This window comes from Enterobacter cloacae complex sp. GYL001, assembly GCF_049237125.1.
GTDB classification, from domain to species: domain Bacteria; phylum Pseudomonadota; class Gammaproteobacteria; order Enterobacterales; family Enterobacteriaceae; genus Enterobacter; species Enterobacter hormaechei_C.
Genome location: NZ_JBMKGW010000006.1, coordinates 222,207 through 236,260 on the forward strand (window position 1 = coordinate 222,207; position 14,054 = coordinate 236,260).

A 14,054-nucleotide genomic window follows, 5' to 3' on the forward strand; every position below is an offset into this window, starting at 1 on the left:
GATAAGAGGCGTCCCCCAGCGTACAGGAGACGCCTCCTTCAGGCATCTTATTATTTGCCAATCATCGTGGACATGGTCTGGGCGATAAACTGTGCTCTGGCCCCGAAAATCACCTGTATTCCGTTATCGCCAACGAACACCACGCCGCGCGCGCCAAGCCCGTTCAGCCCGTCCCGGTCCACCGCTTCGCTCTTCGCCACTTCCAGACGCAGACGCGTGATGCAGGAGCCGACGGAATCAATGTTCTGCGCACCGCCCAGCAGGCCGATGATTTCGGTGGCAAGTTCGGAATCGGACTTGTCATTCGCGCTGGCGGTCACTTCGGTGCGGCCCGGCGTTTTCACGTCGAAGCGACGGATCACGAAGCGGAAGGTGAAGTAGTAGATCAATGCCATCGGAATGCCGATGATAATGGCGCTCAGGAAGTTGGTCTGATAGCCGTTAAACGACGGCAGGATCCCGAACGACAGGTAGTCGATAAAGCCCGCCGAGAACGACTTGGCGATGTGCGCATGCAGCAGGTACATGGTCATGTACGCCAGGCCCGCCATAATGGCGTTGAAGACGTAAAGGATCGGCGCCACGAAGATAAAGGTGAACTCTACCGGCTCAGTGATGCCCGTCAGGAAGCAGGTGAGGGCCGCAGAGAACAGAATACCGGCCGCGATTTTCTTATTCTTCGTGTGCGCTTCGTGGTACATCGCCAGACACGCCGCAGGCAGTGCGAACAGCATCAGCGGGAACTCGCCCTGCATGAATTTCCCGGCGTTCTGGTAGGTGTCGCTGCTGAAGGATTTCACTCCCTCTTCCAGCATCTTGAACCAGATGGTCTGGTCACCGTGGATCACCTGACCCGCCTGGGTAGTGTAATCCCCGAACGAATACCAGAAGGAGGGATACCAGATATGGTGCAGGCCGAGCGGGATCAACGCGCGCTCCACCAGCCCGAAGATAAAGGTCGAGGCCGCCTGGTTATCGCCGTTTACCACCACGGACAGGGCGTCGATCCCGGATTGAATATGCTGCCAGACGTACGGCAGCAGCAGGCCGAGCAGGAACGACAGAAACGCCGTCGCAATCGCCACAAAGCGCTTGCCGGAGAAGAAGCCGAGGAACTCCGGCAGCTGCATGGTGTGGAAGCGGTTGTAACACCAGGCCGCAAGAATACCGCAGATCAGGCCGCCAAAGACGCCCATCTGCAACGTCGGAATGCCAACGACCATGGCGTATTTGCCGCCCTGAGAGGCCATTTCCGGCGTGATGCTCAGCACGGTGCTGATGGTGATGTTGGTGACAAACACGGAGACCGCGGCAGAGAGTGCGGCAATGCCGGATTCCGAAGCCAGTCCGACGGCAGAGCCGATGGCGAACAGCATCGGCAGGTTATCAAAGATAACCCCGCCGGCGTTCATCATCAGCGGCAGATGGAACTTATCGCCGAAGGCCAGCAGCAGGCCCGCAGCGGGAAGCAGTGAAATTGGCAGCATTAAGGCGCGACCAATCATCGATAACTTAGACAGCGATTTAACAAACCCTGATATCAGGCTCATGCTGATTTCCCCCGAGTAGCGCTTTTTCGCGCTGTTATTTTTAAGTAGAACGTTTTAGTAGAACGTTCTACTTATCGTGGGGAAAGTCTGAAAATCGCGCAACTTAATTTTCACATTTCGCCAGAGGGAATAGTGATTATTTGAAGTTGATCGATAATTAACCGTGATGGGTGTGAGGGGATTGTGAGAGAAGTTGCCGGGTGGCGGCTTCGCCTTACCCGGCCTACAAACGGAGACAGTACGTAGGCCCGGTAAGCGCAGCGCCACCGGGCATCAGACAGCTCAGGCCGTCACGGTCACGCTCTGTCCTGCGAAGCTCACGGTCTGACCCGCGACAATTTTGCAGCGCTTGCGGGTTTCCACCGAGCCGTCTACTTTTACCTGCCCGTCGGCGATGACGATCTTCGCCTGCGCGCCGCTTTCGCTCCAGCCTTCCAGCTTCAGCAGATCGCACAGCTCAACGTGCGGGTGTTTACCTAAAGAAAAAGTTGCCATGATTACGCGTCCTCTACGTCGTGATACTCCTCGCACGCCTGCAAGGTATTCTGAATCAGTGTTGCTACCGTCATCGGGCCTACGCCGCCCGGGACCGGAGTAATATAGGATGCGCGCGCTGCGGCATCTTCATACACCACGTCGCCGACCACTTTGCCGTTTTCCAGACGGTTAATACCCACGTCCACGACGATTGCGCCCTCTTTGATCCACTCGCCCGGAATAAAGCCCGGCTTGCCGACCGCAACGATCAGCAGATCGGCGTTTTCGACGTGGTGACGCAGGTTTTTAGTGAAGCGGTGGGTAACGGTGGTGGTACAGCCCGCCAGCAGCAGCTCCATGCTCATCGGGCGGCCCACGATGTTGGAGGCGCCAATCACCACGGCGTTGAGGCCGTAGGTATCGATGTTATAACGCTCCAGCAGCGTCACGATGCCGCGCGGGGTGCACGGACGCAGGCGTGGCGCGCGCTGGCACAGTCGGCCTACGTTATACGGATGGAAACCGTCAACATCTTTGTCTGGCGCGATGCGCTCCAGCACCTTCACGTTGTCAATGCCCGCAGGTAGCGGCAGCTGAACAAGGATGCCGTCGATCTCTTTATCGGCATTCAGGGTGTCGATCAGTTCCAGCAGTTCCGCTTCGCTGGTGGTTTCCGGCAGATCGTAAGAGCGGGAGACGAACCCCACCTCTTCACACGCTTTGCGTTTGCTGCCGACATAAATTTGCGAAGCCGGGTTGCTGCCAACCAGCACAACGGCCAGCCCGGGGGCGCGAAATCCGGCGGCTTTACGCGCCTTCACTTTTTCCGCAACCTCAGAGCGCACCTGCTGCGCAATCGTTTTACCATCAATAATCTTTGCTGCCATCAGAGAGAAGATTCCGTCTGTAACGTTAGAAAGGAGGGATTGCCTGTATTTTGTCAGAAGCGAGCGCCGCTGTCAGTCACCCTTTACGAGATTTCATCGATGTCCCGCAAAATCCCTTCTCAGGGCATGGTCAATTTCTTAGAGGTGATTAGGATGTGACCTGGCAAAATGGCAGCGTTTTGACATATTACAAAATAGATTCCTGAGCTACTTTGTCCTCTCCGAAATAAGCCTTCAATTTTTTAATTGATCGTATTTCTTATTCCCGAATATGCGCGGGAAGGGTTATTTACATTTTAAAGGAATAGACATGAAACTCAGCAACATTGCTTCTACTGTTATTGCAACTCTGGCCCTGGTCGCGGGTGCCGCTCACGCAGAAGATCCGGTAGCGCCTGTATCTGTAAACGGTGGTACGGTGCATTTTAAAGGTGAATTAGTGAATGCCGCGTGCTCAGTGAATACTGACTCTTCAGAGCAGACGGTTAATCTTGGCCAGTACCGTACCGCGAAATTCACTAAAGTAGGTGACACCACCTCCAATATTCCGTTCACCATCGAACTGAACGACTGCGATCCTGCGGTAGCGAAAACCGCTGCTGTCGCGTTTACCGGCCAGATCGACGCCACCGACAAAACGCTGCTGGCGGTAAGCTCCGGTAATAACGACAACTCCGCGAAGGGCGTGGGTATTGAGATCCTCGACAGCAAATCCTCCACGCTGACCCCGGACGGCGCCACCTTCTCTGCGGCGCAGAACCTGATTGAAGGGACTAACACCCTGAACTTCACCGCGCGCTATAAAGCCACGGCGGCGACCACCGAGCCAGGCCAGGCAAACGCGGACGCAACATTCGTAATGAAATACGAGTAATGCCTGAGTACAGGGATGTGGCTGGCCTCAGGGAAGAGGTCTTTTGATCGCCTATACCGGGAGCGAAGGATGACAAGGACTGGGATACTGCTGTGTGCCCTTGCGATTGCCTCAGCGGTAAACGCACATACCGTGGTCATAGACGGCGGCAAAGTACACCTCAGGGGAGAGCTGGTGAACGGCGGCTGCGCCGTGGCCCCGGACAGCCAGAATATGCGCGTGGATATGGGGCAATACCGCACAAACGCCTTTTCCGGCGTCGGCAGCTTTTCCACGGTTAATGTGCCTTTCACCGTACGTCTGCTGGATTGCAGCGTGGACGTCTCCCGCACCGTGGGGATCCAGTTCCAGGGAGTGACACCGGCAGAAGATCCGCAGGTTTTCCTGGCGACATCGCGGCCGGGGGAAAATGCGGTCAGCAGCGGTGTCGGGCTGGCGCTTTTTGACGAACAGCAACGTCAGATCATCCCGAACGCGACGGCGGTGAGCTGGTTACCCATTGACACCCGCGAGCTGGTATTTCATTTCAGCGCCCGCTACCGGGCAATTTCCGAACACCTTGTACCAGGCACTATTCAGTCGAATGTCTGGTTTACGTTGATTTATCCCTGACGCCTGCGAACTAATTATTAAAGGTACGGTTGTGATGAACACCCTGATTAAACCTGGACTGTTTTTATCTTTTATTTTGATGATGGTTTCTGCCAGCGCGAATGCGTCCGGCGGAATTGCGCTGGGCGCGACGCGCGTTATTTATCCGGCCGATGCCAAACAAACGTCGCTGGCGATCACCAACAGCAATAAACAAGAGCGCTATTTAATTAACGCGTGGATAGAAAATGCCAACGGGCAAAAGGAAAAAACCTTTGCCGTCACGCCGCCGCTGTTTGTCAGCGAGCCGGCCAGCGAAAACACCCTGCGCATTATCTACGCAGGCCCGGCGCTGCCTGCCGATCGCGAATCGCTCTTTTACATGAACGTCAAAGCGATTCCCTCCGTCAGCAAAAAACATCAGGACGGCAACAACGTCCTGCAACTGGCTATTCTGTCACGTATCAAGCTGTTTGTTCGCCCGGCTAACCTGGCGATGCCGCCGGAAGAGGCGCTCTCACAGCTGCGCTTTGAGCGCGTCGGCAACCATCTTAAGGTGAGCAATGCCTCGCCGTATTACGTCACGCTGGTCAATCTGAAGCTCGGCGGTCAGACGCTGGATAACCTGATGGTTGCTCCTAAAAGCTCGGCGCAGCAGGTGCTGCCTGCCGCTGCGAGCGGCACGCTCTCCTGGCAGAGTGTGAATGACTATGGCGCCATTACGCCGGCGCGTAGCGTCAGCCTGTGAGCAGAGACAGGGCGATGAACACTCAATGGCGTTACTGCCCGGTTGCGCTGGCACTGATGGCAACGCTCTGGCCACTCGCTGGCTGGGGCGAAAGCTACTTTAACCCGGCGTTTCTCTCCGATGACACGGCGAGCGTGGCGGATTTGTCGCGTTTTGAAAAAGGCCACCAGCAGGCACCGGGCGTCTATCGCGTCGATATCTGGCGTAACGATGAGTTTATCGGCACGCAGGACGTGCGGTTTGAGCAAGCTGACAACGCGCCGCCGGTCGCGGGCGGTTTGTCGCCGTGCATTACGCGCGCGATGCTCGATCGCTTTGGCGTCAATATCGCCGCCTTCCCGGAACTGAGCAACGTGCAGGGCGATACCTGCGTTCCGCTCACCACGGCTATTCCGGGCAGCGAAACGGCGTTCAACTTCGCCTCGTTGCGCCTGAACGTCAGCCTGCCTCAGGTGGCGATGCAAAACAGCGCCCGCGGGTATATTCCACCTGAACAGTGGGATGAAGGCATCCCCGCCGCGCTGCTGAACTACAGCTTTACCGGCAACAGGGGCAGCGACGACGACAGCTACTATCTGAACCTGCAAAGCGGGTTGAACTATGGCGCCTGGCGATTACGCAATAACGGCGCGTGGCGTTATACCGAAAGCAACGGCCAGCGGCACAGCAGCTGGCAAAATATTGGTACCTGGGCGCAGCGTACGATCATCCCGCTGAAAAGCGAGCTGGTGCTTGGCGACAGCAACACCGGTAACGATGTCTTCGACAGCGTTGGTTTTCGCGGTGGTCGCCTCTATTCGTCCGACAGTATGTACCCGGACAGCCTGCAAGGTTACGCGCCTACCGTGCGCGGAATCGCCCGCACCCCTGCCAAAGTGGTGATCCGCCAGAACGGATACGTGATTTACCAGAGCTATGTGCAGCCGGGGGCTTTTGCGATAACTGACCTTAACCCGACCTCCTCAAGCGGTGACCTGGAGGTGACGGTGGAAGAGAGGGACGGCAGCCAGCAGCGCTACACCGTCCCGTATTCCACCGTTCCGCTGCTCCAGCGTGAAGGACGCTGGAAATACGATCTGGTGGCAGGGGACTATCGCAGCGGCAACAGCGAGCAGGACACGCCGTTCTTTACTCAGGGTACGATGATTGCGGGTCTTGCCGACGGCTATACGCTGTACGGCGGAACGCAGCTGGCCTCGCGCTATACCGCCATCGCCATTGGCGCGGGTAAAAACCTCGGTGACTGGGGGGCGGTTTCACTTGATCTCACCCATGCCCGCAGCCAGCTTGCCGATGACAGCCGCCATGAAGGGCAGTCCCTGCGGTTCCTGTACGCAAAATCTCTTAACGGATTCGGCACCAACTTCCAGCTGCTGGGCTATCGCTACTCGACCAAAGGCTTCTACACCCTCGACGATGTGGCCTGGCGCACAATGGAAGGCTACCAGTATGGCGACGATCAGGACGATGACGGCGTGCCGGACGTGCAGAGCTATCACAACCTGACGCTGAATAAAAAAGGGCGTTTCCAGCTCAATATCTCCCAGTCTCTCGGCGATTACGGCTCGGTGTACGTGTCGGGCAGCCAGCAGAGTTACTGGGGCACCAGCGAATCCAACGTCTGGTATCAGCTTGGCTACGCGGGCGGGGTGAAAGGGGTCAGCTACGCCTTATCCTGGTCGTGGAACAAGGCAGTCGGCATTGACGGAACCGACCGGATCGCCTCGTTCAACGTCTCCGTCCCGTTCAGCCTGTTCACCCGTCACGGCTACCGTCGCGATAACGCGATCGACCGGGCCTATGCCACAGCCTCTGCCAGCCGTAACAGCGACGGTGATACCAGCTGGCAGACCGGGATCAGCGGAACGCTGCTCCAGGATCGTAACCTGAACTACAGCGTCACGCAGGGTCACACCAGCAATAACGGTGCCAGCGGCAGCGCCAGCGCTAACTGGCAGGCGACGTACGGCACGCTGGGCGTGGGCTACAACTACGCCCGGGATCAGCACGACCTCAACTGGCAGCTCTCCGGCGGCGTGGTAGGGCATTCAGACGGCATCACATTCAGTCAGCCGCTGGGCGATACCAACGTCTTGATCAAAGCGCCGGGCGCGTCAGGCGTGAGCGTCGAAAACCAGACCGGCGTCAAAACAGACTGGCGTGGCTATGCGGTGATGCCTTACGCCACGGTGTACCGTTACAACCGCGTGGCGCTCGACACCAACACTATTAGCAACAACACCGACATTGAAAATAACGTTTCCAGCGTCGTGCCGACGAACGGTGCGCTGGTGCGCGCCAGTTTTGACACCCGCATCGGCGTGCGTGCGCTGCTCACCGTGAAGCGTGATAACCAGCCTGTACCGTTTGGGGCGGTGGTGCGTGAGACACAGAGCGGCGTAACCAGCATGGTGGGAGATGACGGTCAGATTTACCTGAGCGGGCTGCCGCTGAGCGGAGAACTGCTGATTCAGTGGGGAGACGGGAAACAGTCCCAGTGTCGTGCGCCCTACAGCCTGCCAGAACAAAGCCTGCAACAGGCGATCACACTTAAGGGGATCCGCTGTGAATAAAATCCATTATCTGGGGCTATCCCTGCTGGCGTTTTTTCCGCTATCTGAGGCCTTCGCCACGGTCTGCGTCAATGAAAATGGCGTGCCGACGGAGGTGTATTACGACCTGACGGATAAATTTAACAGCTCCAATAACCAGGTGGGGCAGATTGTCACGCTCAGCGAGAAGTCCCAGTGGGTGGGCGTCAACGCCGTCTGCCCTAAGGGAACGTCCGGGAACACCACCAAGCGCAGCTATGTTACCGATTTCCCTGTTACGGGCACCAGCGATGGCTACCAGTATCTGAAGCTAAACGACTATCTGGACGGGGCGATGAAAATTACCGACAGCTACGCTGGCACGTTTTATCCGCCCAAAAGCTACATCCAGATGGGGAGCCACCCGAATGTGTCTAAAAACAAACCGTTTGGCGTACAGGATTCCAGCCTCGTCTTCCGGCTTAAAGTGACCCGACGCTTTATCAATATGGTGGTGATCCCCCGGGCGACCATGTTCCGGGTTTACGTCACCACGACCTCCTCGGATCCGCTCACCACGCCGGTTTATACCATCAGCTACAGCGGGACTATTCAGGTGCCTCAGAGCTGTGAAATTAATGCCGGGAATGTGGTGGAGTTCGATTTCGGAGACATCGGCGCCTCCCTGTTCAGTAAAGCAGGCATCGGGAATAAGCCGGAGGGGATCTCAGCGCAAAGCAAAACCATCGGCATCAAATGCACCAACGTCGAGGCGAACGCCATGCTCACGATGCGTGTTGAGGCGGAGAAGGTTTCAGGCAGTACGCTGGTTTCCGATAACGCGGATGTGGGTTTTGTGATTGCCAACAGTAATGGCGTGCCGCTGACGCCCAACAACCTGACCAGCAAAATCCCGTTCCGTCTGGACGACAGCGCTCAGGCGCAGGTGGGGATCCGCGCGTGGCCCGTCAGCGTAACCGGTAAAAAACCTGCCGAGGGGCGTTTTACCTCTCGCGGCTATTTACGCGTCGACTACGACTAAGGAGCAGGTATGCGAAACGGAATGCGGTATTTAGCCGTCGCGCTCTTTGCGCTTTGCTCCCCTGCACACGCAGAGACGGCGCTTGGGGAAATTAACATTCAGCTCTACGGCAATATCGTGGATTTTACCTGCGTGGCGGAGGGGGACGACAGCAATAAAACCGTCACGCTCGGCACCTGGCCCACGAAACAGCTTCGCACAACGGGGAGCCGGACGCAGCCTGTACCGTTCACCCTGAAGCTGACCGGATGTCCGCCGGGGGCGGCTTCGGTCACATTTACGGGGAAGATGGACGGGCATGATAACAGCCTGCTGGCGCTGAATGATGCCAGCGCGGCCAGCAACGTGGCCGTGGAGATCCTCGACCGGGATAAAACGCGCCTCGCGTTGCAGCAGACCAGCCAGACGGTGGCGGTAGATGCGCAGGGAAATGCCGAACTGTCGTTTTATGCCAATTATATCGCCACGGCGGATAACCCGCAGCCGGGACGGGCTGACGCCGATGCAACTTTCATGATTAATTATAATTAATCGTATCCACTCTCCCTGTAACGGTTATATGTTGCAGGGAGAGGGTAGGATTATAGTAATTCGTGCGCCTTCGCGTAATCAATTAATTCAACGATACTTTGCACGCCCAGCTTGGAAAAGATATTAGACTTATGGGCGCTAATTGTTTTGTTGCTAAGTAATAATTGATCCGCAATCTCCTTATTAGATAATCCGTTCGCCAGATATCGCAGAACCGTCACTTCACGATTCGATAATGGCATATCCACGGCGGCGCCCGTCCGCGAGCCCAGATGGTTTATAAAACTCAATGTTTCTGAGGGGAAGAAGGAATAGCCCGTCAGGATCATTTCCACCGCGTTATAAATTTCCCCCAGATCTTTTCGCTTACTGACAAAACCATTTGCCCCGGCGCGGATGGCGCGTCCTGCGTAGAAGGCTTCAGATTTCGAAGAGAGGAAAAGAACCTTAATGTCTTTATTTAAGTTCCTGATTCTTTTCAGCAATACAAACCCATCTGTGCCCGTCATTTCAATATCGAGAATGACCAGATCAATGGGGTGGTTGCGTATACAGTCAAGCACCTCGTGGCTGTCGCCTGACTTCAGTTTGACCTGGATGTTTTTATTTTTCTGTAGCAGGACTTCTATCGACATTCTGACGATAGGGTGTTCGTCCATAATGATAACGGATGCCGGTTTCATTTTTTATGCCTCAGATTGTTAAAAGCGTTATGCTGAGTTTTGTTAAAACTCTCGAAAAGCCGGAAGGATAATTGCGCAGATCCTTGTACGGTAAATGTCCCTGGGAAGAGCGAAAGCATCCTTGTTTACGTAGTGGTGATATCAATGCCTCAGCGCAGTTATCTCATAAGGCTGGTTATGGCAAAATGATTTTTCTTATTAGTGTGTCAAACACGTCTTATTATACCGTTTAAGTATTGTCCGAAAAGCCTGTAAATTAATATCCATATATTGCTGATTATTATGTTCTGGATCTGAATCACTAACTTTTTAAAATTAGCAAAAATGTCCTGATATTGCATTTACCACACACTTTCATCTTTATGTAATAACAAAAAATAAACGATTTTACTGTATGTTAAATGAATGTTAACAGCGAGCAGGCTGTGACAACCAGCATCCCGCCTGCCTGCCATCCCTGAAATCCGCCATTTCGTGCGTCATCTCTCCGTTTCAAACGCCTCCTGGCAAATTGCCGTTCCCAACAACAGAACAGTACTATCTGCTGTTTTCTTCACCTCTCATCGCATTCTTTTACAGGTGAATCGCTTGTTTTTACACCATTATCATCCTGTTAACTGAAGCGCCAGAACCTTAACGCATGGATAAAATCACTCTCGTTGAGCGTACCGGCAGCATTTCGCATGGTTTAAGACCTGGAATTAGGAATAGTTATAAAATCGAAAGTTTTGTTAAAAAACACAAAAATTTAACATACATCCTAAGTAATTTCCTAAAGGTCTTTAGGAATTAAGAAGTTACTGAATACGTTAATACGTGAAATCTGAGAGGTTGTTGAGAAGATGTAGCAACTCATGACGATGATTCAGCCCAAGTTTCGCCAGGATGCAGCTGAGACGGTAAATAATGCGGCTGTAGGGGCGGTTCTGTAACTGCGCGATCTGCCGCAAGGAGCTCCCCTGCGACAGCGCCTGTAAGATCGGCCATTCATCCCGTGAAAACCACTCTTTGCGGTTGCCGGCCGGTGACGGTGCTTCCAGCAAGGTTTGTTGCATAGCCAGCGCCGTTAGCTGGCGTTCAAGCACATGAAAAGGGCCAGCCGCTTTACAAAACAGGCGGGCATCATAATCATCGGCGCGGACGAGCAGGTAGGGTGTCAGGTAGGGGGCGAACAGGCTGTGGCGGCGTAATCGGTCCAGCAGGTCGATGAGCGGCGAGGCGCGGCTCTCAATGTCTATTACCAGACGCGATGAAGGCCAGTGATTTAAATCACTGAGGGCGGCTTCCAGCGTGGAATAGTCGCAGCAATTGCTCAGGGGCGACTGCCCGCTCAGTAAACCGGAACGGAAAAAATTATCCTGTGTGACCAGAATGATAAAGGGAGCATCGGTTTTGCGGGTCTGGTTGATTGACTGGCTCAAATATTCGAGACGATCAAAAAATGGGAGAGCAAAAGGCGAGTGCGTAGAACCCAGTGAATCACTTCCTGTCCGACGACGCCGGTAACGGCGCACTGTCATTCGCATAGCTTCCCTCTTGGCGATGACCGTTCAGTCCTCCTGCCATCTCCAGGATGGCCAATAATATCCCTGACCGAAGCGCGCGCCAGCATGAAGCGCGCAAGTACGGTCCCGTTCTGTTTCAATGCCTTCAATAAGCACATTCGCAGCGATTTTTGAACAAAGGGTGACCAGCTGTGTCAGCGCCTGCGTTTCACGTAAACGCCAGAAAGCGATCTTATCGATTTTTATTCCGCTTAATGGCAGGCGGCAGGATAAAAATGCTTGTCCTGACGCTTCATCAATATCATCCAGCCAGATCCGGTGTCCTCGCGCGGTCAACTGCTGAAGCGCACAACTCACCCTCAGACGCGCCGGGTCTGAGAGTGTAAAGAACGAGGCAGGCTCCACGAGTTCAATGTTCAGCGGTGGGCTGTTAAGTTGCAGTAAACGCTGGAACATTTCCGGTATGGTCAGAACGGTTATCGGCAAATTTATGAAAAGGTTGTCACAGGGGCAGGGGTTTTTTAACGCGGCGATCTGTGCTTCCAGCAGCATAAGCGCCCGGGCGGCGGACCAGTCCTTGAAAAAGCTTTCGTTTTGCTGATGCGGCGACAGCACGCTGAGCACTTCGGCCCCCACCGTGCGCGAAGATGAGAGGGCGACAATGGGTTCAAGCTTAATGCCTGTAATATCGTGTGAGATGTGCTGCACGCACGAGGGAAAACCTGTCTGGTCTGGCGCTGTCACTCCGTCGTCCTGTTCACTTCCAGCCTCCAGGCGGCCGGGTTACCGCTGGACAGTGTGAAGGTGAAGTAAACAGGAAAACAGCAGGCGTTACTTAAAAGCGGCTAAGCCTTTTCGCAGCCCGTAAAAGAGGGATAAATGTTGAAAAAACAGCCGTATTTACAATCAGCTAGTCATTATCGCCAGAGAAGGCGGAAAAGGCATTGACTCACTACGCATTGACCGTATAATTCCAGGCGTTTCACCACCGCGAAGTACACTCTTCTCCGTGCGCCCTTAGCTCAGTTGGATAGAGCAACGGCCTTCTAAGCCGTAGGTCGTAGGTTCGAATCCTACAGGGCGTGCCATTTAAGAACAGTCACTTACGCAAGTTTCAAGCCAGCCTGATTTCCTCCTTGTGTCGTATTTGTGTCATGGTTGCCAAAAATGGCATCAATTTTCCGTGCGTGTTCGCTTAAGTGGTTCGGCGCCAGGTGAGCGTATCGACGTACCATTTCGATGGACTCCCAGCCGCCCATTTCTTGCAGAACGGACAACGGAACGCCGGACTGAATTAACCAGCTCGCCCATGTATGCCGAAGGTCGTGAAAACGGAAGTCCTCTATACCAGCTCTTTCCAGTCCAATGCGCCATGCGACATTGTCATCCACTCGCATTTTGCGGACAGCCGGAGTGACGGTTTTATCCGGGCGCGTTGATGGCTTCGTGTGAACGAATACCCACCTGGAACTTTTCCAGATCTGGTCCCTTAACACCCTGCATGCGGTATCATTCAGAGCCACGCCGATAGCCTTGCCCGCCTTCGCGTTCTCCGGATTTACCCATGCAACCTTTCTCTGCATATCGACCTGCTGCCACTCCAGATCAATGATGTTGGAGCGGCGCAGGCCGGTTGCCAGTGCAAATATCACCACCGGCTTTATCGACTCCGGCATGCAGGCAATTAACCGTTCTGCCTCGTCCCTGGTCAGCCATCGGATGCGTTTGCTGATCGGCTTTTTGGTTTTTATAACCGGGGCCGTTTTAATCCAGCCCCAGTCATTAGCCGCAGCCTTGAACAGAGATCGCATGAACGAAAGGTGCTGGCTCTTTGTGGCCTGGCTTACCGGTTTCTCAACATACGGAGGCGGTTCCTTCCCCCGGCGTATAGCCGCGTCCCTGCGCGACTCCCAGACCTGAATATGCTTACGGTTGACCATCTTCGAAACAGCTTCATGAACCTGTTCAGCCGTGATGGTTGAAAGATCCCGGCCGGAGAAATGCCGCAGGAAGTATTCGATTTTGGTCTTATCGTCATCGAGTGACCGCTTATGCTCCTTCTCACGGATCCACCTGATGCAACATTCCTCAAACGTCCTCGTCGGTAGTTCCCCAATTTTATCAACCCGCCACGCTTCAGCCTTCAGCTTGTCGTGCAACTCCTGCGCTTGTTTCTTGTCCCCCGTACCAAGAGATCGTCTAATTCTTTTCCCTGACGGCGTAACGAAATGACAGTGCCAGACGCCGCCTCTGAGGGTGATTGACATAAAATTTCTCCTTTATGTTCACCCGCGCTCGCGGAAACAGGATCGCGCGGGTCATGTAAATACGCAATACAGGCAACGTCGGTTGTGCGGTATTTGTTCCCGATCTTCTTCCCGGCCAGCTGCCCCGAGTCGATAAGACGGTAGACAGTTCTCGGTGAGGTGATTAGTAGCTCGGCCGCCTGTCTGGCTGTCAGTGTTTTTGCCTCAACCATGAATTTCCTCCAGGCAAAAAGAACCCGGCGCAGGGCCGGGCAAAAGGGATCACGAGGTGGCGCTTTCGCACCCAATAGCCAGCTCATAACTGGCTATCAGTTGCGTGAGTTAGATCTGCGATCGGGCATTCCGCTTCACCGAGAAGTTTCCGGTCA

The 14,054-nt window shown here is 54.6% G+C and carries 14 protein-coding genes and 1 tRNA gene; 7 read left to right on the forward strand and 8 right to left on the reverse strand.

Annotated features, from left to right (window positions below; translation table 11 throughout):
* Positions 1-50: 50 nt before the first annotated feature.
* From ACOTWU_RS13655 to folD, 3 genes are all read right to left on the reverse strand, one after another.
* A complete protein-coding gene (locus ACOTWU_RS13655; protein ID WP_003858916.1) occupies positions 51-1,550 on the reverse strand; it encodes a PTS transporter subunit EIIC in 1,500 nt (499 codons plus the stop codon).
* Between the two features lie 282 nt (positions 1,551-1,832).
* A complete protein-coding gene (gene ybcJ, locus ACOTWU_RS13660) occupies positions 1,833-2,045 on the reverse strand; it encodes a ribosome-associated protein YbcJ (RefSeq protein WP_015571224.1) in 213 nt (70 codons plus the stop codon).
* A gap of 2 nt (positions 2,046-2,047) precedes the next feature.
* Entirely contained in the window at positions 2,048-2,914 is an 867-nt protein-coding gene (folD, locus tag ACOTWU_RS13665; protein WP_006809817.1) for a bifunctional methylenetetrahydrofolate dehydrogenase/methenyltetrahydrofolate cyclohydrolase FolD, read from the reverse strand.
* A gap of 310 nt (positions 2,915-3,224) precedes the next feature.
* Between folD and fimA the strand changes: the two genes are divergently transcribed.
* From fimA to sfmF, 6 genes are all read left to right on the forward strand, one after another.
* The gene (gene fimA / locus ACOTWU_RS13670; RefSeq protein ID WP_003858911.1) at positions 3,225-3,788 is read left to right on the forward strand and encodes a type 1 fimbrial major subunit FimA; all 564 of its coding nucleotides are present in this window, start codon (positions 3,225-3,227) and stop codon (positions 3,786-3,788) included.
* A gap of 69 nt (positions 3,789-3,857) precedes the next feature.
* The gene (fimI, locus tag ACOTWU_RS13675; RefSeq protein ID WP_017383235.1) at positions 3,858-4,400 is read left to right on the forward strand and encodes a type 1 fimbrial protein subunit FimI; all 543 of its coding nucleotides are present in this window, start codon (positions 3,858-3,860) and stop codon (positions 4,398-4,400) included.
* A gap of 34 nt (positions 4,401-4,434) precedes the next feature.
* Positions 4,435-5,127, forward strand: coding sequence for a type 1 fimbria chaperone FimC (gene fimC / locus ACOTWU_RS13680; RefSeq protein ID WP_017383236.1), 693 nt, complete (start codon positions 4,435-4,437; stop codon positions 5,125-5,127).
* 14 nt (positions 5,128-5,141) lie between these two features.
* Positions 5,142-7,700 carry a fimbrial biogenesis usher protein gene (locus tag ACOTWU_RS13685; protein ID WP_252049330.1) on the forward strand — a complete coding sequence of 853 codons (2,559 nt, stop codon included), beginning with the start codon at positions 5,142-5,144 and terminating at the stop codon, positions 7,698-7,700.
* Positions 7,693-8,700 (forward strand): type 1 fimbria D-mannose specific adhesin FimH, encoded by a 1,008-nt coding sequence (fimH, locus tag ACOTWU_RS13690; protein ID WP_023296054.1) that lies wholly within the window; start codon positions 7,693-7,695, stop codon positions 8,698-8,700. Before ACOTWU_RS13685 ends, fimH begins: the two co-directional genes overlap by 8 nt.
* 9 nt (positions 8,701-8,709) lie before the next feature.
* Positions 8,710-9,231, forward strand: a complete 522-nt coding sequence (sfmF, locus tag ACOTWU_RS13695; protein ID WP_017383239.1) for a fimbria assembly protein — start codon at positions 8,710-8,712, stop codon at positions 9,229-9,231.
* A 50-nt stretch (positions 9,232-9,281) separates the two neighbouring features.
* On the opposite strand, the gene fimZ is transcribed toward sfmF, so the two are convergent.
* The 3 genes from fimZ to ACOTWU_RS13710 all read right to left on the reverse strand — a co-directional run bounded on the left by fimZ (position 9,282) and on the right by ACOTWU_RS13710 (position 12,127).
* Positions 9,282-9,914, reverse strand: a complete 633-nt coding sequence (gene fimZ, locus ACOTWU_RS13700) for a fimbria biosynthesis transcriptional regulator FimZ (RefSeq protein WP_003858901.1) — start codon at positions 9,912-9,914, stop codon at positions 9,282-9,284.
* A gap of 809 nt (positions 9,915-10,723) precedes the next feature.
* Positions 10,724-11,440: a helix-turn-helix transcriptional regulator gene (locus ACOTWU_RS13705; protein WP_017383240.1), complete on the reverse strand. Its 717-nt coding sequence runs from the start codon at positions 11,438-11,440 to the stop codon at positions 10,724-10,726.
* Between the two features lie 24 nt (positions 11,441-11,464).
* Positions 11,465-12,127 (reverse strand): EAL domain-containing protein, encoded by a 663-nt coding sequence (locus ACOTWU_RS13710; protein ID WP_039271435.1) that lies wholly within the window; start codon positions 12,125-12,127, stop codon positions 11,465-11,467.
* 303 nt (positions 12,128-12,430) lie between these two features.
* Here ACOTWU_RS13710 and ACOTWU_RS13715 point away from each other — a divergent pair.
* Positions 12,431-12,507: transfer RNA gene (locus ACOTWU_RS13715), tRNA-Arg, on the forward strand.
* A gap of 15 nt (positions 12,508-12,522) precedes the next feature.
* Here ACOTWU_RS13715 and ACOTWU_RS13720 read toward each other — a convergent pair.
* Together ACOTWU_RS13720 and ACOTWU_RS13725 are read right to left on the reverse strand one after the other, a co-directional pair.
* On the reverse strand, positions 12,523-13,680 hold the full coding sequence (locus tag ACOTWU_RS13720) for a tyrosine-type recombinase/integrase (protein ID WP_232964277.1): 1,158 nt from the start codon (positions 13,678-13,680) through the stop codon (positions 12,523-12,525).
* Positions 13,563-13,985, reverse strand: a complete 423-nt coding sequence (locus ACOTWU_RS13725; protein ID WP_310889570.1) for a helix-turn-helix domain-containing protein — start codon at positions 13,983-13,985, stop codon at positions 13,563-13,565. The genes ACOTWU_RS13720 and ACOTWU_RS13725 overlap by 118 nt, the downstream gene beginning before the upstream one ends.
* Between the last annotated feature and the right edge of the window lie 69 nt (positions 13,986-14,054).